This window comes from Endozoicomonas sp. (assembly GCF_031844845.1).
Lineage (GTDB): Bacteria > Pseudomonadota > Gammaproteobacteria > Pseudomonadales > Endozoicomonadaceae > Endozoicomonas.
Genome location: NZ_JAVRMB020000154.1, coordinates 1 through 21,968, shown reverse-complemented (window position 1 = coordinate 21,968; position 21,968 = coordinate 1). Strand labels below are relative to the sequence as shown.

The window sequence follows — 21,968 nt, the reverse complement described above, 5'->3', positions numbered from 1 at the left end:
AGCCGACTTAAGCTCTGGTTGTCGTCTTCAGAGTCTCAAACCAGGACCGGATAATTTCATCCATCTTGCTGTTAACCGTCCTGATCATTTCACCGTGCATATTCATGAACTCACTCTCGGACTGAGCCGCATTGTCATGGGTTTTCTGAAATGCTTCATGAAGTTTAACCTGAGCCTGATGCATGCCTGCCTGATAGTCCATACCCGCTTTAACCATATCCCCGGATGCGGTAATGACCTGAGAGACACCATTAGCCAGAGCTACCTGCTGCTGAAGTGCTCCCTGGTTTTGGGCATTTCCGGACTTCATAGCCAGACCACCCTGAGCCACACCACCAGCTATCTTGGTACCGGCACTGACCCAACCGCCAATGGCACTCAGCAGAGCGGCTTTTTTCATCTCGCCAGCCTGATTCAGGATCTCATTCTTGGCTGCCTCATACTCCACCGAACGGAACTCCCTGGCCGAGCGCCGCTGAGCAACACTCATTTTATGCAGAAGCTCCATCACCGCAAAGATATCAACCAGTTGCTCCAGAATCTTTTGATCAAAGATATTGTTCTGGGACAGCAGATTGAGCCCCGTAGAGTTGGCTTGCAACAGGCTGACAGTCTGAGGGCTTGATGATTGAATCAGTGCCTTTTGCTGCTTTAGTAGTCGAGGATCACCGGCAAGCAGAATGGTTTCAATCTCAGCATCGCTGAATCCCATCTTTGTAAGTAGCTGCTGCTGTTCGGCAAATTCAGCGGTTTTGGCCTGACCACTCAGTAGCGCCAGCAGTCGATCAACCTGAGCGCCCTTGAACCCAAGTGCTTCCAACGCGGTTTTGGGATTCGAACCAGCCTGATGCAGAGAAACCAGCCCATTCCCGTCTTCATCCGGGTTGGCCATGGAAAGTAGAGCATCAATCTGACTGTCACTAAACCCCAGCGAACGTAAGGCTGACTTTTTCTGGTCCAGTACACCCTGACCGCCGTGTAATGAGGCCAGGGCATTATTAGCATCATCAGGATTAGCAAGAGACAGCAAAGCCTCAAGCTGGGCATCGTTAAAGCCCATAGCGGCCAGTACACTACGCTTACCCTGAGGCGTATTCAGTCCTTTTCCCTGTAGATTTTCGAGATACTCACTGGCTCCCTGTAAAGAGGCAGCATGCTTCTGAAGCCTGGCTGTCTGCTCAGGCGTTACACTGCCATCCAGAATATTGGTTAACAGCTCTTTGGTATTCGCCAGTGCCTGATCCGTCAGCTCACCGACTTCCGCCATCTGTGCGTTGGCTGCTTCCATTTGGGCAGGACTCAGGTCCTGAGGTGTATCCAATTCGGGCCGCTGAGCCTGTGAACCTCTCAGGGCAGCACTTTGGGCCTCCTGACTGGAGACCCTGATATTATCGCCAGCAAGCTGACCGGCAGATACTTTATCCTTTGCCGCCGCTTTACCTGCTTCCAGAATCGACTGCTGTTGCGTCGTTTGAACCGCTGAACCCGCACGATTAATCTCTGCCATGAGTTACCTCCATGTACCTCTGTTTATATCCGTCGCCTTTGAATTTGCTACGTTGTTGGCTGCATTCGCTCAGCCCGGTCACCTAGTAAGTCTAAGTTCCCGGGACCCGAGGGCCTAAAGGCTTCACTCCTTTGCCGCCTTGTAGCAATTTCAAATCCTTTGGGTATCGGCGAAAACAATACCCATATTTCTAAGTGTCTTAGCTTTATCCTTTAATAAGACCAAGAAGCTTGGTCTTGGTATCATTATTATCTTTGAGAATACCGGCGATCGCCGAGAAGCCTTGTTGCAGCTCCTCAATCACTTTCTGGATATCTTCAACCAGGTCGTCAATCACGTGCTGATTGTGCAGCATCCAGGCATAAAGCTCTTTTGCTTCAGCCCTTAACATATCTGCTTCATATTGATAGGTAGTACTGACAGCACTGGCGGAACCATCCCCTACCATGGAAGCACCACCGGCAATCCTGAGAGTCCGGGAAAACCGGGCAGCCATGGTGGTAAGTCTGGCGATTCTGGAAGCAGTCGTTGCAGCTGTCGCTGCGCTGGCTGTCACCGTTGCGCCTCCGGCACCACCTGCCGCCGCACCCGCCCCGGCTCCTGCTGCATTGGTGGTTGCAGCTGCACTACCGGCAGCTCCGGTTATCCCGGCAGCCCCCAGAGTCATCGCCAGAATAAGCACTGACCAAAAGACCATGGCGCCAATCTGCCCCTTCTCGCTGTCACCGAACATTTCCATCATCCAGTTTCCGGTTTCGGAAGAAACCATCATGGTCATTACCAGCGCCGTTGCAGCAACCATCAGGCCTGCAGCGGCAACGGCAGAAGCACCACCGGTAAAGATGGCGCCGGCAATCATAACCGCAGCAACGACTGCCATAAGCGCAACCGCTATACCACCAAAGATCTTACTGACGACCCCTGCCTTCTTGGCTTTATTGGCCTTCTCGATGGAATCCAGGATTTTATTCATCCGTTTTTCTGAAATCTGCTCTCTGGCCACCTGACTGATCTTGATATTTTGCTGGTCAAATATCAGACGATTATTTTGCAGCTGCGTCTGTATCTGCATCAGCATTAACGTGGCACTGTCAACATCTATATGCTTGTTAGAGTCCAGAAATGCGGCATTAAATCCTTTAAGCCCAGCCTGCAGTTGAGCATGCAGACCCGCTGGCCCACCCTTAAGATTAGCGACCCTGCCAAGGGTATCTCCAAAAAGGCTGTGCAATTTCTCCAGTGAATCATCGCCACCGAGCTTTCCGGCAATTCGGGTAGAGAATGAGTGCATGCCTGCCAGGGAGTTATCCGGATCATTCGGATCTGCCAGAGAAAGCAACCCATCAATAAGCTCTTCACTGTACCCCAGCGATAAAAGATGACCCTTATTACTCTGTAATGCACTGATATCCCTGGCCAAAGGATTTTGTCGCCCTAAAGCACCGTCAAAAAACTTTTGGTCTACCTTCTCCAGTAGAAACTCTCCAAGCAATGCATCACCTGCTTCAGGTTCAGCATTAACGGCGTTTTGAATTTCCTTAAAAACGGCAATTTCCTTGAGCACTTTTTCAGAAGGGCTGTCCGCACCTTCTGCAGGAGCATCCATCCTATGCTGAACCTGTGGTGCCTGGGCATCATCCTGCTCAATTACACTGGAAACACTGTTCTGTGCAGGATAACCACGATTAATACGAGCATCTTCAGCTTGATTCGTCTTATCCAAAACCGAAGGATTTACAATAGCCTTATCCGTCGACGCCGACTGAGGTCCTTGTGAAATACCAGACATCCTGCTTACTCCTTATTTTACTGCAAGTTTTCCAGCATATTTCTGGCACGCTCTACATCCTGGGCATATTCCGAACCATCGCTGGCCCACTCAATGGAGGTTTCATAGGCAACCTGAGCTTTTTCCTTATCGCCTTTAGCCATATGGCAGTCACCGATATAAATCATTGGCCGAGGGTCATCAGAATCAAGAATCGTGGCAAACGAGAAGATCTCTATGGCGTTGTCGTACTGCTTCTGCATTTGCTGGCAGGCTCCGAGCCCCAGGAAATACTTACGATTAAAATGATCATAAAAACATAAAAACTGGAAGATCTTCTGCGCCTCTTCGTACTTGCCACCCTGATAAAGGTTATAGGCAACGGAATAGATGGCCTCCATGGCATCATCACTCATGTTTTTCAAATCTTTGAAGGTGCCGCCTTTTCCGAAGAAATCCAGAAGCATATTCTCCAGCTCTTCACCTTCATAACCGCTAATATCTTCATTATTCACGTGAGACTCCTCCATGAGTGAACACTTTTTTTAACGTAAGTTCTGAATAATCGTACTTATTGACTGGAAGTACTTATTGATGAAATTCGAAAGCATCTCAAACGTCTGGTTGTATTTGTTGATCGTCTGTTGAAGTTTCGTGGTTTCAAGTTGTGATTGACTGGTTAATGCTTCAATTTTTCCTTTCAGGGATTCAATATTGACGTCCCACTCTGCCGAATTGTGAACATCATTATTTCCGGTTCTATCCGTTGTAGCTCCCAGAGAATCCCAGAAAGCCACCATATCCTGTGGCATGGTGGAATTACCCGATGTCCCGGCCTGAGCTTTCAGTTCTTTGGCCCTGGCTAACATCTGGTTAGCCGCTTCCAGCTGATTATTTTTCTGATTAATCGACTCAATCTGCTCTTCCAGCTGCGCCTGAAGAATATCGGCCCTGGCGGTTAGCACCGACATAATCAGGGCATCCAGACTGGGCTTGGTAAAATCCACTGGTTCACCAAGAAGGTAAGAATTGATCTCCCCGGCTCCCGGGCCGACGTAAGTATCCCCCTGCCAGTTAGCTGGATTGCTGACTTCCTGAACCAGGGCAATTGGGGCTTGCAAATAAACCAGCTGCTGGGAAGCCTCATCCAGCTGACCGGTGTATCGAAGCGCATTGAGGGTCTGTTTATTAACAGAATAAAAGTGCGTCGGGGTTAGAGAGTTACCCTGATCATCAGGATCTGCCAGTGACAACAGCGCTTCAATCTGGGCATCGCTGTAACCTGCGGCATGAAGAGAAGCGATTCGGTCATCGTTCAAATTGATGGTATAAGTGGTCGTTCCTGATTCAGAGCCTGTTGAATCAGCGCCGCCAACTGGGTTACTCATTAGTGACTCCCTGTTCTTATTGGACTATCCGTAAAAGCACTACCTTTAAATCTAGGTTATGAGACAACGTTCTTGCCAATTACACTTTGGTCGATGCTTTTTTATAAAAAAAAGAAATTAAAAATAAATTTAAGTCTTCCAAACATTCATAAGTATATCCTTGAGGTAACCTTTAATTGCCTTTCTATCTTCCTCAGATGCTCTGACTGTCAAAAATGCATCTTCAATACAATATGGACTACTGCCTTTGCTACTATCCAAAATACCGTCAATAAAGTTATCTTTTCGTCGAATTACATCCTCCTTTTTTTCAGAACCACTCCCTTTAATTGAACGAATTTGCTCAGGCGTTACAGTGTTTTCTATTTTGCATTTCACGGCTAATGCTGCTTGTTCAACAGCTATCTCCAAATAACGTTTATCCAAATCCGAGGGGGGGACTCCATTACCAGCAGTAGACATGAACCAGGTTTCCATCTCGCTAGCCTTAGCTGAATCAAAAGGCTTCGCACTCCATTTCAATTCAGTTGCTCCACTTTCGAGTTCCTTGCAAACGTGCATAATCCCGACTTTCTGTCCACTACGATGGAATTCCCAAGTAGCGTTCAGAAGCTGTATTTCTTTATTTTGCAGAGCCGTGACCACCCGGGCACGATTTTCAGCATTAGACGCTACACGTTCCTGATCCAGCTTTACCTGATCGTCTTTGTCTGATGACTGAACAGGTTGACCTCTGCCTCCGGAAACCGGTGTTAGTTCAGCCTCCACAGGATCGGGAGTCCTCTCAATTATTCTGACTTCTTCTGGAGGCTGGCCATCTTGAGGGACTGCTCCCCGTTTACGCTTAACAGGTTGAATTTCACGCTCCTTTCGATCTGCAAAATCTCTTAGATTTCTCAACGTAAGCCTGATGAAATCAGAGGCCTCAAGTTTAGCCATTTCCTCTCGTGGAAGCTCAGCCAAACTCTTCCGGCTATCACCGACAGACAGCAAAGGGGCGTCTAAATCAGAAGAAACATAAGGAAATTCATCTTTAGGAAGTACTCGTAAAAGATCTGCCTGCATTCTACGACAGTGGCTGACATCAGGGTTCAGCATATCCAAAGCACGTTCCAATGACTGATCAAAATCGGACAGTTTAAGCCACTGATTGTAGCCACTTCCACTTGGCTCTTTGAGGGGAGAACCTGCAATCCAGCTAAGATCCAGTCTTTTCTGACTCAATTCCTCCAAATATTTATCCGGCTCACCAGTGGCATCCAGAACCCTGTACTTACCACTCTCACTTAAGGTTTGAGAAAACTCCGCGTACTGCGTCTTGTTTGTCCAACGACCAAAGTTATTATTGAGCCATGTATTAAAAGCTTCCAGCGAGAATTCTTTTTCATGCTGAGCCCCTGTCGCAGCAGTTGATGCAGACCGGACGCTACCATCCCCTTTGGCAGCAGATGCTGCCGCAATTTTCTCTTTAGGTGTCAGAAAAAATGAGCCTTCACTGTCACTGGCTGTCCCACTACCTTGTTGCGAACCACTGACTGTCACGTCTTTGTCAGATTTGTCAGATTTGTCAGATTTGTCAGATTTGTCAGATTTGTCAGATTTGTCAGATTTGTCAGATTTGTCAGATTTATCAGATTTATCAGATTTATCAGAAATTGAAGCATCTTTTTGATTACTCTGCTGATTCTGAGTATTATCCTGCGGCGGTACCTGAGCGGCATAAGGCCCGACACCACCAATCACATCAACAACCAAAGCGCCAACAAATGCACAGGCAATACTGGCACCCAGTGAGGTAATCAGCGCTGCCCCAAAAAGCCCACCAACAATGCCAGGCCCTGCTGGTGATGCCATGATAAAAACAAAAAGAATTGAAAGCGCCAGCCCTATGGCAATTTTATGGTTTCTGGCAAAGTCTACCGCCCAATTCCATAACTTTTTAAGGCCAGTCTTAATTGCCCCCGACAACTTCTGTTCGTCAATATTGCTTCCTCCCTCAATGGTGAGAGACGCATCCTGAGTATCTACATCATTACTGCCGCCGCTTATGGTAATGGAAGCGCCTGCTGCTTTAGGGTTGACCGGGACTGGAAATTGTTTATTGGGAGGAGAAATCACGCCTTGATCTTCAGGATCGTCTTGAATATCACCGAAATCTGAATAACCAGAATCATTTGAGTAGGTTGAAGCTGTTTCTACATCATCAAAATCATAATCAACATCTTGATCTGTAAGCTTATCTGTACTGGGTGGATTGCTCTCCATATCATAGTCGCGAACATCTCGACCCTGAATTCTGGGAGAATCGACAGGTCTGCTCTCAGCAGTATGAGCCTTGCCAGGCTCTGCTGAAACAGTTCTGGTTCCTCCAAAAGCACTACCCTTGTCAGCTGTTTTTACAGGCTGAATTGATCCTCCGATTTGAATTTGGGTACTTCCAGAACCAGGAGGGGGGGATTTATCCATGAGAGTTCCTTTCCAAAAATCTCCGTTATATACAAAGAAAAGTCTAGCTGATGAACAAATAGCAAAATCAATTAATAAAAGAAATTAAAATAAAAGTTTTAATTCTAAAAAAAATTAAAATAATAACTATTCTAATACCAATCATTTAATGAAATTAATCAGGATCACTAACGTGCTCGAAACGCTCTATATCCTGGCAATAACAGTTGAAGCCATGGCGGGGGCTATTGTCGCCGGCAGAAAGAAAATGGATCCATTTGGTATTTTAATTATTGCCTGCTGCACTGCATTCGCAGGGGGAACCGTTCGAGACCTGGTGCTTAATAACCACCCCATGGTATGGATTGGCAAACCAGAATACTTAATCATCACCTGCTTTGCAGCCCTGCTGGTTTTATTGATCCGCCCCTGGATTCGCTATATGACAGAGCTTTTTCTGGTACTTGATGCTGTCGGCCTCATTACCTTCAGCATTATTGGTGCCCAGAAAACTCTGGAATTAGGGCATAGCTATTTTATTGCCGCAACCATGGCGGTATTTACCGGTGCTTTTGGAGGCGTCGTGCGTGACATTCTGTGCAATCAGGTGCCCCTGGTATTTCGCAAAGAGCTTTATGGCAGTATCGCATTCCTTTCTGCCTGGCTTTACTTCGGTTTAGCAATGACTCCCCTTTCAAGCAACAGTGTTATTCTGATTACTCTGGTCTGTGGCTTTACCCTGCGTATTCTTGCTATTTATAAGAGCCTGGAACTTCCAAAATTTAATTTTGATGATCCTTCCACAAATGATGACAAGCCTGAGCAATGAAAATCAAAGACAACCGATAAGAACAAAGTCCTGTTTCTGTTTATTACGCAGATTCCACTGGGCGCTCATAAAACTCAAGCACTGCGGACATCAAATCTTTTGGACTCAAAATCCCCAAAAGCTGGCCGTCTTCAGAGACAACCGGCACCCGAAAAGATTTATCAGCCATAAATCGTTGATAAACAGTAATAATATCATCTCTGGGGCTGGCCGAGATGACATCCGTTGTCATATATTCACGTACCAAACCTGCATCCTGAGAAAAATAACTACCATTCAGTGTACCTTCCAGACAGTCCGTTTCCGATAGAATGCCCACTAGCGCTCCCTTCTCATCAATCACCGGTGCTGCGGTAATATTATGTTGCAGTAAAATGCGAATCGCTTCAGGTACCTGGATATCTGGAGAAAGCGTCACAACGTTGGGAGTCATACAGTCTTCAACAGTCATAGATCTCACAGTTACCTCCTGCAGGACAAAAGCCCTGTTTGAAACTGATAAACTTATTTTAGCTCCCAACCCATTAGATAGCTGAATTTATCGAGTAGATGGGTATCTTTTCGGGCAGGGAAACGCCCACTCTCCTGACAATAGCCACCATGATTTATAAAGATTGCACTATTACAAAGCGACAAAGTCGTGGCTCCTCTCCAAGACAGTGGAAAAGAACGAAACAAACTCTATATAATATGCGGCAATTTCAAACTTGAACCCACACAGAGACTGACTGCCAATGAGCTACTCATCTATTCCTGCTGGTAAAAATCTCCCGGAAGATATCTACGTCATCATCGAAATCCCTGCCAATGCTTCGCCAATCAAGTATGAAGTTGACAAGGATATGGATGCCATTCTGGTTGACCGCTTCATGTCCACGCCCATGTTCTACCCTGCGAACTACGGCTACATCAATAAGACTCTGGCGGACGATGGCGACCCCCTGGATGTGCTGGTCATCACTCCATACCCGGTGGTCATTGGTTCTGTGATTCGCTGCCGCACTGTCGGCATGCTGAACATGTCCGATGAAAGCGGACGTGATGAGAAACTGATCGCCGTTCCTCACGACAAGCTGACCCCAATCTATAAAGACATCAAAGAATACACTGACCTGCCACCTCTGCTGCTCCAGCAGATCGAGCACTTCTTTGAACACTACAAAGATCTTGAGCCAGGCAAGTGGGTCAAGATTGATGGCTGGGAAGGCTCTGAGGCTGCCCTGGAAGTCATCAAGAAATCGGCAGCTAACTACCAAGGCTGATTTTACTCTGTAGCTCAGGTTTAATAGCCTGAGCTCATTCACTCACCAAAACTCGCCTTTCTACCACCTATTAATCCCTTCCCCCTTGCATATCCGATATATCACTGCACAATTAATAGCATTCACCATTATAAACAGCAGGTTGTATGCCAACGCTATCTCTTCGCCTGATCGGGCCTCTCTTGCTAGGCCTGTTGATAACCTTGCCTGCCCAAGCCAGCCTGACCCAGCTGTTTGGCTCTGATTCCAGTGAAAATCAGGCGTTTCTCCCTGTTGAAGATGCATTCCGCTTCACCGGGCGAATTGAAAACAGCAAAGCGATTATTGATGTTCAGGTAACACCGGAGCACTACCTTTATAAGCACCGCTTTACTTTTACCCCGGCCATCGATGTTTCGAAACTGGGAACCGCTGCCTACCCTGCTGGCGAAACGATTTTTGACCCTTATTACAATAAAGAGCTTGAAATTTTCAGTGAAAACTTTGTCGTCGAGCTACCAATAAACTACTCAGGCAACCTTCCTGAGCTGGAAATTGGATTTCAGGGCTGTGCCAAAGCAGGGCTTTGTTATCCGCCCAAAAAAATAATCATCCCCCTGATTACTCAGGCTGAAGCCAGCGAACCCTCAATGGCCATAACGACCAGCCTTTCAGAGACAACCGGCCCAGATAACATCTTCCAGCAGCAGCTTGAGCAAAACAGCCTCCCTATCACTCTGATTCTCTTTGTGCTGGCAGGTATTGGCCTGAGCCTGACACCTTGTGTTTTGCCGATGTTCCCGATTCTCTCAAGTTTAATCCTGGGCGCCAGAGAGTTGAGTAAAACCAGAACCCTTGCCCTGACGATGACTTATATCTTCAGCATGTCCATTACCTTTGCTGTTGCGGGTACATTTATGGGATTGTTCGGAGCCAGCCTTAATCTACAGGCAAGACTTCAATCCCCGTGGCTGCTGGTGCCTATGGCCATACTCTTCGTGCTATTGGCACTGAGCATGTTCGGCCTTTACGAACTGCAGCTGCCCGCCCGGATTCGGGATAAGCTCAGTGGTCATCAGCAAAAGTCCGGCAGTTTATATGGTGCTGCGGTGATGGGATGGCTTTCAGCACTGGTGGTATCCCCCTGTGTCTCGGCACCACTGGCGGGAGCTCTGATCTATATCAGCTCAACCGGTGATGCGCTGTTTGGAGGCTTAACACTTTTTGCCCTTGGCCTGGGAATGGGAATCCCCCTGTTTGCGCTGGCAATCGGTGGGCGGCACTGGCTGCCGAAATCCGGCTCATGGATGAATGGTGTCCGCGCTCTGTTTGGTGTTCTTCTGCTGGGTGTTGCCATCTGGATGCTGGAGAGAGTCATCCCTGCCACGGTGACCCTGTTCCTCTGGGGATCACTATTGATTGGCAGTGGCATTTTTCTGGGGGCACTCAACTCTTCAGTAGACACGGCAGTAACAACAGCAAGCCAGAAACTCAAACAGGTCATCGGTATTCTCTGCCTGATCTATGGCGCTTGCCTGATTGTTGGTGCAGCTATGGGCAACAGTGACCCACTGAGGCCTCTCTTCAGCCAAAGCATTACATCAACGACAATATCCTCTGAAAAGCCAACAACATCCGGCTTCAGGACAGTCACCACCCTGAATGAACTGAATGCTCTGCTGGCAGAAGCAGCCAGGAATAACCAGCCAGCCCTGGTTGACCTCTACGCGGACTGGTGCATTTCCTGCAAAATCATCGAGCGTACAGTTTTCCCTGACCCATTGGTGGCTGAACAGCTTTCCGCTATTTCACTGATCAAGCTGGATATCACCGACAATACTAAAGAACATCAGCAGTTTCTCAATCAGTACCAACTGTTTGGTCCTCCCGCCATGCTGTTCTTTGACTCTGCCGGACTGGAACTGTCTGCATTGAAATCACAGGGTGAAATCACCGCACCACAACTCCACGAGAGGCTGGTAAAACTTCTTGCGACCTCTGAAAATGCCCCTGATGTCTCCTGATGCCTAAAGAATGAGTGAAACAGGCATGAAATGCTTCGTAACTGTCGTTAACCTCCTGTAACACGCACAAACTGGACGCACTCTAGACAATGGGGCAAAATGCCTCATCAATAACGATTGCAATGTGCTTCAGAACGAATCTCTGCACCGGGAATCAAGAGGATAAACATGGCTGATATTCTTGTGCTCAACGGCCCAAACCTGAATTTACTGGGTACCCGTGAGCCCGGTGTATATGGAGCAACCACCCTTGAACAGATCAGCCAGAACCTTGTCCTTCAGGCAGCCGATGCTGGCCTTCAGCTGGAAAACTTCCAGAGCAATGCGGAGCACCTTCTGGTAGACCGTATTCATCAGGCAGGTCAGGATGGTGTTCGTTTCATCATCATCAACCCGGCAGCGTTCACCCACACCAGCGTAGCGCTGCGGGATGCTCTGCTGGGTGTCGCCATACCGTTTATTGAAGTGCATCTTTCGAATGTCCATCGCCGGGAGCCTTTCCGCCATCACTCTTATTTCAGTGATGTCGCTGAAGGCATCATTACTGGCCTGGGTCCCAAAGGTTATGAACTGGCACTGACGGCAACGATTGAAGTGCTTGCCAGGCAGCCATGAATCCAATAATCAGGATGCTGCCCCACCAGTGAACGTTAAAGGCGGCCTCTTGAGCGTATTTAGATTAATAGAGCGGACGTATTAAACAACCGCCCTGACAACCACCGGGGACCTTACGCTCGCTTAGTCGAACGTTCGACTTTTCGGAAAAATCAACCACTCTGGCAGGCCTCCCCTGCCCTGCCAGTACAAGCATTGAGACTGACTATGGATATTAGAAAAGTAAAAAAGCTCATTGAGCTGTTGGAAGAATCAGGTATTGATGAGCTCGAAATCCATGAGGGCGAAGAGTCCGTTCGCATCAGCCGTTACTCCAACAACCCTCCAATAGCTCATGCCCCGGTTGCCTACTCTACAGCTCCGGCGCCCGTTGCAGCGCCTGTTGCAGCGCCAGTAGCAGCAGAAGCTGCACCAGCAGCTGAGCCAGTACTTTCCGGGCATCAGGTCAAGTCTCCCATGGTGGGTACTTTCTACCTCTCTCCGTCTCCTGAATCACCGGTTTTCGCCAAAGAAGGCCAATCGGTTAAGGAAGGCGATGTACTCTGCATTGTTGAAGCCATGAAAATGATGAACCAGATCAAGGCGGATAAATCCGGCACGATCAGCGCCATTCTGGTTGAGAATGGTCAGCCTGTTGAGTACGACCAACCCCTGTTCACCATTGTCTGAGAGTCCCGTTATGCTCGATAAAGTCGTTATAGCCAACCGGGGCGAAATTGCTCTTCGAATACTAAGGGCCTGCAAAGAGCTGGGCATCAAGACCGTTGCGGTTCACTCCAAAGCCGATGCCGATCTTATGCATCTGCATCTGGCGGATGAGTCTGTCTGCATTGGTCCAAACAATCCGGCAGAAAGCTATCTCAATATTCCTGCCATTATCAGTGCCGCCGAGGTCACTCACGCCACTGCCATTCATCCTGGTTATGGTTTCCTGTCAGAGAATGCTGATTTTGCTGAACAGGTAGAACGCAGTGGCTTTACCTTTATCGGGCCTTCAGCAGATGTTATCCGACTGATGGGTGACAAGGTTTCCGCGATTGCAGCCATGCAGAAAGCCGGAGTACCGACAGTTCCCGGCTCCAACGGTTCGCTGACCGATGATAACAACCGCACCCAGGCCATCGCCCGGGATATTGGTTACCCCGTTATTATCAAGGCTGCTGGCGGTGGCGGCGGTCGTGGTATGCGTGTGGTTCATCAAGAAGAAGATCTGATCAGTTCCGTTGCCCTCACCCAGTCAGAAGCGGGTGCATTCTTCAATAACGATACAGTCTATCTTGAAAAGTTCCTGCTAAGCCCTCGTCATGTGGAGTTCCAGGTACTGGCCGATGGTCAGGGCAATGCCATTCACCTGGGCGACCGCGATTGCTCTCTGCAACGTCGTCACCAGAAGGTCATTGAAGAAGCGCCTGCTCCGGGCATTCCGGAAGAAAAACGCCAGGAAGTGGCCAGCGCCTGTGTCCGTGCCTGCATCGAACTGGGCTACAAAGGTGCTGGCACCTTTGAATTCCTCTATGAAGACGGTGAATTCTATTTCATTGAAATGAACACCCGGGTTCAGGTGGAACATCCGGTGACGGAAATGATCAGCGGTATTGATATCGTTAAAGAGCAGCTGAGAATTGCCAGTGGCCTGCCACTCAGCGTTCGTCAGGAAGATATCGAACTCAAAGGCCATTCCTTCGAGTGTCGTATCAATGCTGAAGATCCAAAGACCTTTATGCCGTCTCCGGGCAAGGTCATGCAGTTCCATGCACCTGGCGGTAATGGTGTTCGCGTTGATAGCCACATTTACAATGGCTACAGCGTTCCCCCTTACTACGACTCGCTGATCGCCAAGATCATCAGCTATGGCCCGGACCGTGAAACCGCGCTGCTTCGTATGAAAAATGCGCTGGATGAAACCGTCATTGAAGGGATCAAAACCAATATCCCTCTCCATCAGGATCTGGTCACCGACCCTCACTTTAAAGAAGGCTGTGTCAGTATTCACTACCTGGAGAAGAAACTGGCGGATTGAAGCCGTTGTCCGCAATCCGCAGCCCGAAAAAGCCGCTCTTGTCTTTTTCGGATTGTGGGTCAGGAACAGCGAACAACACCTCCATATGGGCTACAATACCCCCGCTGACACCCTCTCATTTTTAATGAATTCCGCGTCTGAAAGACTGGCCTGAATTCTTATCGTTTTTCATTCTGGATAACACAATGTCTTGGATTCAAGTCAGGCTGGACACCTCTTCTGATCATGCTGAAATTCTGGAAGACCTGCTTCTCGAAGCAGGAGCCTGTGCCGTCACCCTGCGGGACGCCAAAGATCAGCCGGTATATGAGCCAGAACCGGGCACAACCCCCCTTTGGAATAACACGGTCGTTATTGGTCTTTTCGATGCCCACACCCGGACTGATGACGTGGTTCCATTTCTTAAAGAAAATGCCGGACTGGATCCCTTTCCCCCTCACAAGGTAGAGCTGGTTGAAGATAAGGACTGGGAAAGAGAGTGGATGACCCATTTCCACCCCATGCAGTTTGGTGAGCGACTCTGGGTCTGCCCAAGCTGGAAAGAGGTTCCCGATCCCAATGCGGTAAACCTGATGCTGGATCCGGGCCTTGCATTTGGTACCGGAACTCATCCAACCACAGCACTGTGCCTTCGCTGGCTGGATCAGCAAAACAACCTTTCAGGAAAAGAAGTCATCGATTACGGCTGTGGTTCCGGTATTCTGGCGATTGCCTCATTGTTACTGGGTGCCAGATCAGCCATCGGTGTTGACCTGGATCCACAGGCACTGGAAGCCACTATTGAGAATGCCAGACGCAATAACATCCCCACTGACAAGCTGGACGTTTTCCTGCCAGATGATGAACCTGCAGATCAGGCGGATGTGGTACTGGCTAATATTCTTGCAGGTCCTCTGACCCAACTGGCTCCCAAACTGGCCGGACTGACCCGGGAAGGAGGCTTAATTGCACTGTCAGGCATTCTGGCAGAACAGGCAGGTGACATTATTCAAACCTATGAACAGTGGTTTGATATGGATGCACCCGTCACCTTTGACGGCTGGGCCATGCTCTCTGGTAAACGCCGTCAGTAACCGCTGTTCGCAAGAACAGCATGCACTAATGCAGGCACATCTGTACCTGTATTACTAATTAGACTGGATTCAGTACGGGGGCTCTGGTCTAATAAAAAATGACCTAACGATCAGGTACAAAGTAAACATGACGCCCACAAGTGTCACCTGTCCCCACTGCAAGACCACATTTCGCATAACCAATGCTCAGCTTAAGGCGGCCAATGGTTCGGTGCGCTGTGGCTCATGTCTGCAGGTTTTTAATGCCCAGGGTCAGGTAGAGCGCCACAAAGAAAAAGAAGCGCCCACTGCTGTAAAAGAAACCGCCGCCACTCATCACGAAGAAGCCCTCGCGCCGGTTAAGCCCAAACACCAGCCTCAGAAAGAACGGGCAACCCGGGGAAAGCCGGTCAACAAACCAGCGCCAAAGCCAGAAACAGCCAGGGTAAAAAATCTCAACCCTTCCGTTAAGGCAAAAGTCGCCAGCACGACCAAAGCGATAGAGTACGATGGCTATCATCAGCAAAACATCGAAACCCTGATTCAGGAGCTGGATGAGCGGGAAACCGTAGAAACCATCAATGAACAGATTCGCCGTAAAAAACAGACCTCATGGGGTATCGCTGCCTGCGCCTTGATGATGCTGCTTGTTCTACAATACGCCTGGTTTAATCGCAACACCCTGTCATTAAATACCACTCTGAGACCAGCCTACACCGTTGTGTGCAACCTGTTCTCCTGCTCTCTCCCACCCCTGGTAGACATTAAGGCCATCAGAAGTGTCGATCTGGTGGTACGCAGCCATCCGGATCAAAACAATGCCCTTCAGATAGATGTCGTCATCATCAATGAAGCCGATCATCCACAGCCATTTCCGGACCTGGATCTGACCTTTACGGATATCAATGGCAGACTGGTCGCCAACCGGACGTTCACCCCTTCTGAATACCTTGGTGGGGAGCTGGCCGGTTCGGAAGAAATGCCAAAAGCACAGCCCATTCGGCTGGGGCTGGAAATTATCGACCCCGGTAAAAGAGCGGTGAACTACCAGCTGACATTCAGTAAAAACAGGGCGTTACGATTTAATTAATCATAACGTTACAGGGCAACCAAACACTCAGCGCCTGAACATCAACAGACGAACCAGCAAGGTCAGCAAATAGGCGGGCACCAGTAGCATTACCACCGCCGTAAAAATCGCGATAGAAACCGGCCAATGAAAATAAGTAAATACAAAAGCAATACTGCCTGCAGCATCCACAATACTGAAGCTTAATGGAGCATTCTCTGGCCCGGAAAGGTCGTTAATCAGAAGAACTTCGACAGTAAAAACAAACAACATCAGGGGAATATCCCACCCAGGCACCCACTTTTTCATGGTAACCACACTCTCATAGCATCACCGCATCAACAAAAAATCTTAGTGCCCCCGTACCTCTTGTGTCCTTTGGATATTGTGGTTCAAACAAAATCAAACACGCCCGTAATTATCATCGAAACGCATAATATCATCCTCACCCAGATACTCCCCGCTCTGCACCTCGATTAACTCAAGGTCAAACTTGCCCGGGTTCTCCAGTCGATGCAGTGCCCCAATCGGAATATAGGTAGACTGATTCTCCGTCAACAGAACCTCTTTTCCATCAATCTCAACAAGTGCTATACCCTTCACAACAATCCAGTGCTCCGCCCGGTGATAATGCTTCTGCAAGGACAGCCTGGCACCTGGTTTAACGCTAATATGCTTCACTTGGAAACCCTCGCCCCTATCAATGGAGTCATAAGCACCCCATGGACGATACACCTTCCGGTGCAGATTCACCTCAGCCCGCCCTTCGGCCTTCAGTTGTTCTATTACCTTTTTAACATCCTGCACCCGATCCTTATGGGCAACCAGAATAGCATCGTCACTATCTATCACCACCAGATCATCCACACCCACGGTAGCAATCAGCTTTTTATCACTGCGGACATAAGTATTTCGAGTATTGTGCAGCAGAACATCACCGAGGGCGGCATTACCCTGTTCATCCTTTTCAGAAATATCCGCCAGGGAAGACCAGGAACCCACATCGGACCAACCCGCATCCAGGGGAACAACAACGGCATCCGTCGTTTTTTCCATCACCGCGTAGTCAATGGAATCATCCGGACAGGCCTTGAAAGCTTCTTCATCCAGCCGGACAAAATCCAGATCAGGACTCTGCACCGCCATCGCATTTTCACAGGCCACCAGAATATCCGGCCGGAACCTCTTCAGTTCTTCCAGATAGCGGGAAGCCTTGAACAGAAACATCCCGGAATTCCAGTAATAATCCCCGACAACCAGATACCCCTGCGCAGTCTCCAGATCCGGCTTCTCCACAAACGCTTCTACCGGAAAGATATTTGAACCACAAAGACGCGAAGCTTTTATATACCCATACCCCGTCTCCGGATGCGCAGGCACAATACCAAACGTCACCAGCTTACCTGCCATCGCCGCCGGCAACGCCGCCTCAACCACCCGATGAAAAGCATCAACATCCTGAATCACATGATCCGCCGGCAGGACAAGCAACAAAGGCTCACTTTTTATATCTAACTTATCCAACTTATCCAAAGAAACCCTTTGTGCCTTTGTGTCTTTGTGGTTCAACGCTTTTAAAGCCGCCAGAGCCACCGCCGGAGCCGTGTTCCGCCCCACCGGCTCCAGAATAATGGCCTCGGCATTGCGACCCATCTGACGAAGCTGCTCTGCCACCAGAAAGCGGTGATCCTCATTGGTAATCACCAGAGGAGCCCCCACAAAGTCCAACCCATCAACGCGGGCAACCGTGTTCTGGAGCATGGTTTGCTCATTGACCAGTGGCAAAAACTGCTTCGGGTTCAGTGCTCGAGACTGAGGCCAGAGGCGACATCCACGGCCTCCAGCCAGAATTACAGGCTTTAAGTTCATAGGCTTTGATTAACATTCAGACATAGCCAAAAAGGCCAGATCATATTGGAAGAGACTGCCGCTGTATATTGGCAGTAGTCATGAACTACTCTTTATCGACTTTTAGTGCTTCCCAGTGAGAAAAGTAGTCCCTGAGCAGGCATTCCGCTTAACCTCAAACTCCCGCATACGTTCCGGCTCGTGGTCATTTTCCTTGCCGGGCTTGCTCCTGATGATAAATACGAAAGCCATGTTGATAATCAGGGCAATATAGCCATTGTCAAAAAAACAAAGAAGCTGCCCGGGGTTTTCTCAAAGGGGAAAAACAGACAAAAGCATCTCCCGACCCAAACTTCGCCCAGTTTCATGCGATGCATCAATAAAATGTACAAATTCAGTGTTTATACCTGTGTTGAACCGGTTTCTTGCTGACTTATATCAAAAAATGAACAGCTCTTTGGCTCTATTATTGATCAACGCAAAAGGCCTGACGTGCAGGGGGGTATGTTTTTTGCGTACGCAAAGCCACCACCTCAAGCTGAACAAATATTAATCAATTCCACTTTATCGTGAAATATGTAGAGGGTATGATGATTCACTGGTTTCATCATCCATCAGGTCGGGGCTTTATTTTTTGTCAGAGCACTTTTATTCAGGGCAAGCAGCGTCAACGCAGTTGAAGATTGGTCCATACCCAATTGCTAACCCGGTAGTACTGGCTCCCATGGCGGGGGTTACCGACAGTCCGTTCCGCAAGCTTTGTCTGAAAATGGGTGCAGGCATGGCGGTTTCGGAGATGGTTACCAGCAACCCGAAGCTCTGGAATACACGAAAGTCCAGACTGCGTATGGATCATAGCTGTGAGTCTGAGCCACGCTCAGTACAGATCGCCGGTGGCGATCCGGAACAGATGGCTGAAGCTGCACGACTGAATCAGGAATTTGGCGCCCAGATTATTGATATCAATATGGGCTGCCCGGTCAAAAAGGTTTGCAACAAGGCTGCCGGCTCTGCCCTGCTGAAAGATATCGAACTGGTGGAGTCCATTCTCAAGGCCGTTACTTCGGCGGTGGATATCCCGGTAACGTTGAAGATTCGCACCGGCTGGGATCCGGACCACCGTAACGGGGTGGAAGTGGCGAAACTGGCAGAACAGTATGGCATTGCCGCTCTGGCCGTTCATGGTCGAACCCGGGCCTGCCTGTATAAAGGTGAAGCGGAATACGAAACCATCGCCAGAATTGTTGAGGCGGTGACTATTCCGGTGATTGCTAATGGAGATATTACTTCTCCGGAAAAGGCACAGCATGTTCTGGAAGCCACTGGCGCCCGTGCTTTAATGATTGGCCGTGCCGCCCAGGGGCGCCCCTGGATTTTCCGGGAGATTAACCACTTCTTCAAATATGGGGAACACCTGGCAGCGCCGGACCAGAATGAGATTCACGAGATCCTGCAGGGACACCTGGAAGCACTTCACCAGTTTTATGGTGAGCTGCAGGGCCTGCGGATCGCCAGAAAACATGTGGGCTGGTACCTGCAGGATCAGCTATCCGGCCTGGAGTTTCGCCGGTATTTTAATAAGCTGGAGTCTGCACAAGAACAGAAAACCGGCATTCGGGAGTATTTTGAGCGACTTTCAGAGTCAAAGTTAAAAGGTAACGGAGAGGACATAGCGGCATGACGGCAACACAAGTTATCACAGAAGTAATTAAAGAGAGTCGTCCAGTAAATGACCATGGGGGAAGCCTTTCTACTACTTCGCAGATTCCAGAGTCCCAGACTCTGCGCGACAGTGTTGAAAAGTCCATGAATAACTACTTTGCCCATCTGGATGGGCAGGACGTCACCGACGTCTATCAGATGGTACTGTCTGAAGTAGAAGCCCCTTTACTGGAAACTGTAATGGCATACGTTAAGGGTAACCAGACCCGTGCAGCCACTTTACTGGGGCTTAACCGGGGGACGCTGCGCAAGAAACTGAAGCAATATGGTTTGCTGTAATTGAGTCAATTATTACCATTCTCAGCATTCACACAACCGTAATCAGTAGTTTCTGGAGAACCGGATACTGCTGATTTCACCTTTATTCCCTTCCCCCCTGCCAATAGTCGGCGTTTCCAGCTAAAATCTTCCGGAATTTTTATTCCAACTATCTATTACAACAAGCGGTGAGAAAGAAACGATGGCAGTTACGACACGCCCAATTCGCCGGGCTCTGATTAGCGTTTCCGACAAAACAGGGATTGTCGAGTTCGCCCGGACCCTACACCAGCATTCGATTGAAATTTTATCCACCGGAGGGACTTACGCACTGCTGGTAGAGAATGATATTCCTGCCATTGAGATTTCTGACTATACCGGTTTCCCGGAAATGATGGATGGTCGCGTTAAAACCCTGCACCCCAGGGTACATGGTGGCATTCTGGGCCGCAGCGGTCAGGATGAACCCGTCATGGAAGAGCATGGCATCAAGCCCATCGACCTGGTTGTGGTTAACCTGTACCCCTTCGAGCAGACCATTGCCCGCCCCGACTGCGATCTGGCCACCGCCATTGAGAACATTGATATCGGCGGCCCTGCCATGGTCAGAGCTGCGGCAAAGAACTACCGCGATACGAGCATTGTGGTGAATGTCAGTGACTACCAACGGGTGCTGGACAGCATGGCTGAAAATGACGGCCGGATTGATCTGCCAACCCGTTTTGATCTCTCCATCAAGGCTTTTGAACATACCGCTCATTACGACGGCGCCATTGCCAACTACCTGGGCACTCTGAGCAATATTTTGAGCAGTGATACAGAAGAGCCGGACGCTTTCCCCCGCACCTTCAACTCCCAGTTTATTAAAGTAGAAGATATGCGTTACGGTGAGAACCCTCACCAGAAAGCGGCTTTCTACACTGAGAAGAACCCTCCGGAAGGCAGCGTTTCCAGCGCTAAACAGCTGCAGGGAAAAGCACTTTCCTACAATAATATTGCCGATACGGATGCCGCCCTGGAATGCGTCAAGGCGTTCGACCTGCCCGCCTGTGTGATCGTCAAGCACGCCAATCCCTGTGGCGTTGCTACCGGCACCGATATTCTGGAAGCCTACAACCGCGCCTACGAAACAGACCCTACTTCAGCCTTTGGTGGCATTATTGCCTTTAACCGCAAGCTGGATGCCGCTACTGCCCGCACTATTATTGAACGACAGTTTGTTGAAGTCATCATTGCACCGGAAGTGGACGTTGAAGCGGCTGCAATACTTCAGGAAAAGCAGAACATTCGTGTATTAAGCGCCGGACAACTGTCGTCGGTTCAGACTCCCTTCCTGGACATCAAACGTGTGAACGGCGGCCTGCTGGTTCAGGATTCCGATACCCGCATTGTTGACGCTTCAGAACTGAAAGTGGTAACCGACCGCGCACCCACCGAACAGGAAATGGCCGACCTGCAGTTTGCCTGGAAGGTAGGCAAGTTTGTGAAGTCCAACGCCATTGTCTATGCGCAAAACGCCCAGACTATTGGTATTGGTGCAGGCCAGATGAGTCGGGTATACAGTGCCCGTATTGCTGGTATTAAGGCCGCAGACGAAGGACTGGAAGTACGTGGTTCCGTAATGGCATCAGACGCCTTCTTTCCGTTCCGTGATGGCATTGATGCAGCAGCCAGCGCAGGGATTACCGCGGTGATTCAACCCGGCGGCTCCATGCGTGACCAGGAAGTGATTGACGCAGCCAATCAGGCCGGCATAGCCATGGTGTTTACGGGTGTTCGTCATTTCCGCCATTGATAAGATTTGAACCACAAAGACACAAAGACACAAAGACACAAAGGGTCGAGATTGTTCCTGCATAATCGACACTCCCACCATCTATGGTGGTCGCACAAAGTTTTTTTGGTTGTTCTCACGCTGCGCGTGGAACAAACAAAACCCTTCTTTTCTTTGTGCCTTTGTGACTTTGTGGTTCCCCTTCTTTATAAATGGGACAGTTATTTTGAGATGAATTCTTAAACTCCGAGTCTCCATCCATTGGTAATCGGATAACGGCGATCCCGACCAAAACCTCTCGGCGTGATTCTCACCCCAATAGCCGACTGCCGACGTTTGTATTCGCTGATATCCACCAGTCTCAGAACGCGATAGACCGTATCCCGGTCAAAGCCCTCTTTAACAATA

Annotated in this window: 19 protein-coding genes and 1 pseudogene; 11 read left to right on the top strand and 9 right to left on the bottom strand. The window is 49.1% G+C overall.

Annotated elements, in window-relative coordinates; genetic code table 11:
• Positions 1-7: 7 nt before the first annotated feature.
• From RM811_RS07855 to RM811_RS07835, 5 genes are all read right to left on the bottom strand, one after another.
• Positions 8-1,507, bottom strand: a complete 1,500-nt coding sequence (locus tag RM811_RS07855; protein WP_402522627.1) for a hypothetical protein — start codon at positions 1,505-1,507, stop codon at positions 8-10.
• Between the two features lie 205 nt (positions 1,508-1,712).
• Positions 1,713-3,296, bottom strand: a complete 1,584-nt coding sequence (gene sctE, locus RM811_RS07850) for a type III secretion system translocon subunit SctE (RefSeq protein WP_402522625.1) — start codon at positions 3,294-3,296, stop codon at positions 1,713-1,715.
• Between the two features lie 17 nt (positions 3,297-3,313).
• The gene (locus RM811_RS07845) at positions 3,314-3,790 is read right to left on the bottom strand and encodes a SycD/LcrH family type III secretion system chaperone (RefSeq protein WP_402522623.1); all 477 of its coding nucleotides are present in this window, start codon (positions 3,788-3,790) and stop codon (positions 3,314-3,316) included.
• A 30-nt stretch (positions 3,791-3,820) separates the two neighbouring features.
• Positions 3,821-4,663 carry a hypothetical protein gene (locus tag RM811_RS07840; RefSeq protein ID WP_402522621.1) on the bottom strand — a complete coding sequence of 281 codons (843 nt, stop codon included), beginning with the start codon at positions 4,661-4,663 and terminating at the stop codon, positions 3,821-3,823.
• A 129-nt stretch (positions 4,664-4,792) separates the two neighbouring features.
• Positions 4,793-6,928, bottom strand: coding sequence for a hypothetical protein (locus RM811_RS07835; protein ID WP_402522619.1), 2,136 nt, complete (start codon positions 6,926-6,928; stop codon positions 4,793-4,795).
• 373 nt (positions 6,929-7,301) lie between these two features.
• Here RM811_RS07835 and RM811_RS07830 point away from each other — a divergent pair, with 373 nt between their 5' ends.
• The gene (locus tag RM811_RS07830) at positions 7,302-7,937 is read left to right on the top strand and encodes a trimeric intracellular cation channel family protein (protein WP_402522617.1); all 636 of its coding nucleotides are present in this window, start codon (positions 7,302-7,304) and stop codon (positions 7,935-7,937) included.
• A gap of 43 nt (positions 7,938-7,980) precedes the next feature.
• Here RM811_RS07830 and RM811_RS07825 read toward each other — a convergent pair whose 3' ends face one another.
• The gene (locus RM811_RS07825) at positions 7,981-8,388 is read right to left on the bottom strand and encodes a CBS domain-containing protein (RefSeq protein WP_402522657.1); all 408 of its coding nucleotides are present in this window, start codon (positions 8,386-8,388) and stop codon (positions 7,981-7,983) included.
• A gap of 283 nt (positions 8,389-8,671) precedes the next feature.
• Between RM811_RS07825 and ppa the strand changes: the two genes are divergently transcribed.
• From ppa to RM811_RS07790, 7 genes are all read left to right on the top strand, one after another.
• A complete protein-coding gene (ppa, locus tag RM811_RS07820) occupies positions 8,672-9,199 on the top strand; it encodes an inorganic diphosphatase (protein ID WP_402522615.1) in 528 nt (175 codons plus the stop codon).
• A 146-nt stretch (positions 9,200-9,345) separates the two neighbouring features.
• Positions 9,346-11,202: a protein-disulfide reductase DsbD gene (dsbD, locus tag RM811_RS07815; protein ID WP_402522613.1), complete on the top strand. Its 1,857-nt coding sequence runs from the start codon at positions 9,346-9,348 to the stop codon at positions 11,200-11,202.
• A 168-nt stretch (positions 11,203-11,370) separates the two neighbouring features.
• Positions 11,371-11,817: a type II 3-dehydroquinate dehydratase gene (gene aroQ, locus RM811_RS07810; protein ID WP_402522611.1), complete on the top strand. Its 447-nt coding sequence runs from the start codon at positions 11,371-11,373 to the stop codon at positions 11,815-11,817.
• 207 nt (positions 11,818-12,024) lie between these two features.
• Positions 12,025-12,486, top strand: coding sequence for an acetyl-CoA carboxylase biotin carboxyl carrier protein (gene accB / locus RM811_RS07805; protein ID WP_402522608.1), 462 nt, complete (start codon positions 12,025-12,027; stop codon positions 12,484-12,486).
• Between the two features lie 10 nt (positions 12,487-12,496).
• Entirely contained in the window at positions 12,497-13,837 is a 1,341-nt protein-coding gene (gene accC / locus RM811_RS07800) for an acetyl-CoA carboxylase biotin carboxylase subunit (protein WP_402522606.1), read from the top strand.
• A 185-nt stretch (positions 13,838-14,022) separates the two neighbouring features.
• On the top strand, positions 14,023-14,910 hold the full coding sequence (prmA, locus tag RM811_RS07795) for a 50S ribosomal protein L11 methyltransferase (protein ID WP_402522603.1): 888 nt from the start codon (positions 14,023-14,025) through the stop codon (positions 14,908-14,910).
• Between the two features lie 127 nt (positions 14,911-15,037).
• Complete coding sequence (locus RM811_RS07790) at positions 15,038-15,979, top strand: DUF3426 domain-containing protein (protein WP_402522600.1); 942 nt, start codon at positions 15,038-15,040, stop codon at positions 15,977-15,979.
• Between the two features lie 27 nt (positions 15,980-16,006).
• Here the strand turns inward: RM811_RS07790 and RM811_RS07785 are convergent, their stop codons facing one another.
• Positions 16,007-16,267: a hypothetical protein gene (locus RM811_RS07785; protein WP_402522598.1), complete on the bottom strand. Its 261-nt coding sequence runs from the start codon at positions 16,265-16,267 to the stop codon at positions 16,007-16,009.
• A 93-nt stretch (positions 16,268-16,360) separates the two neighbouring features.
• Positions 16,361-17,827 carry a mannose-1-phosphate guanylyltransferase/mannose-6-phosphate isomerase gene (locus tag RM811_RS07780; RefSeq protein ID WP_402522596.1) on the bottom strand — a complete coding sequence of 489 codons (1,467 nt, stop codon included), beginning with the start codon at positions 17,825-17,827 and terminating at the stop codon, positions 16,361-16,363.
• Positions 17,828-18,482: 655 nt separating this feature from the next.
• On the opposite strand from RM811_RS07780, the gene dusB reads away from it, so the two are divergent.
• The 3 genes from dusB (at position 18,483) to purH (ending at position 21,581) form a co-directional block, all read left to right on the top strand.
• Positions 18,483-19,487, top strand: coding sequence for a tRNA dihydrouridine synthase DusB (gene dusB, locus RM811_RS07775; protein WP_402522594.1), 1,005 nt, complete (start codon positions 18,483-18,485; stop codon positions 19,485-19,487).
• Entirely contained in the window at positions 19,484-19,807 is a 324-nt protein-coding gene (gene fis / locus RM811_RS07770; protein ID WP_402522592.1) for a DNA-binding transcriptional regulator Fis, read from the top strand. Before dusB ends, fis begins: the two co-directional genes overlap by 4 nt.
• A gap of 181 nt (positions 19,808-19,988) precedes the next feature.
• Positions 19,989-21,581: a bifunctional phosphoribosylaminoimidazolecarboxamide formyltransferase/IMP cyclohydrolase gene (gene purH, locus RM811_RS07765; protein WP_402522589.1), complete on the top strand. Its 1,593-nt coding sequence runs from the start codon at positions 19,989-19,991 to the stop codon at positions 21,579-21,581.
• A 218-nt stretch (positions 21,582-21,799) separates the two neighbouring features.
• Here the strand turns inward: purH and RM811_RS07760 are convergent.
• Positions 21,800-21,968, bottom strand: a pseudogene (locus RM811_RS07760) (NAD+ synthase); the annotation flags it as partial.

Excerpts from the sequence above, each read along its gene's own strand:
- RM811_RS07855 (WP_402522627.1), bottom strand. The coding sequence starts at position 1,507 with ATGGCAGAGATTAATCGTGCGGGTTCAGCGGTTCAAACGACGCAACAG.
- RM811_RS07780 (WP_402522596.1), bottom strand. The coding sequence starts at position 17,827 with ATGAACTTAAAGCCTGTAATTCTGGCTGGAGGCCGTGGATGTCGCCTC.
- ppa (WP_402522615.1), top strand. The coding sequence starts at position 8,672 with ATGAGCTACTCATCTATTCCTGCTGGTAAAAATCTCCCGGAAGATATC.
- RM811_RS07790 (WP_402522600.1), top strand. The coding sequence starts at position 15,038 with ATGACGCCCACAAGTGTCACCTGTCCCCACTGCAAGACCACATTTCGC.
- sctE (WP_402522625.1), bottom strand. The coding sequence starts at position 3,296 with ATGTCTGGTATTTCACAAGGACCTCAGTCGGCGTCGACGGATAAGGCT.
- RM811_RS07785 (WP_402522598.1), bottom strand. The coding sequence starts at position 16,267 with ATGAAAAAGTGGGTGCCTGGGTGGGATATTCCCCTGATGTTGTTTGTT.
- purH (WP_402522589.1), top strand. The coding sequence starts at position 19,989 with ATGGCAGTTACGACACGCCCAATTCGCCGGGCTCTGATTAGCGTTTCC.
- dsbD (WP_402522613.1), top strand. The coding sequence starts at position 9,346 with ATGCCAACGCTATCTCTTCGCCTGATCGGGCCTCTCTTGCTAGGCCTG.
- prmA (WP_402522603.1), top strand. The coding sequence starts at position 14,023 with ATGTCTTGGATTCAAGTCAGGCTGGACACCTCTTCTGATCATGCTGAA.
- fis (WP_402522592.1), top strand. The coding sequence starts at position 19,484 with ATGACGGCAACACAAGTTATCACAGAAGTAATTAAAGAGAGTCGTCCA.
- accC (WP_402522606.1), top strand. The coding sequence starts at position 12,497 with ATGCTCGATAAAGTCGTTATAGCCAACCGGGGCGAAATTGCTCTTCGA.
- RM811_RS07835 (WP_402522619.1), bottom strand. The coding sequence starts at position 6,928 with ATGGAGAGCAATCCACCCAGTACAGATAAGCTTACAGATCAAGATGTT.
- aroQ (WP_402522611.1), top strand. The coding sequence starts at position 11,371 with ATGGCTGATATTCTTGTGCTCAACGGCCCAAACCTGAATTTACTGGGT.
- accB (WP_402522608.1), top strand. The coding sequence starts at position 12,025 with ATGGATATTAGAAAAGTAAAAAAGCTCATTGAGCTGTTGGAAGAATCA.
- RM811_RS07840 (WP_402522621.1), bottom strand. The coding sequence starts at position 4,663 with ATGAGTAACCCAGTTGGCGGCGCTGATTCAACAGGCTCTGAATCAGGA.
- RM811_RS07825 (WP_402522657.1), bottom strand. The coding sequence starts at position 8,388 with ATGACTGTTGAAGACTGTATGACTCCCAACGTTGTGACGCTTTCTCCA.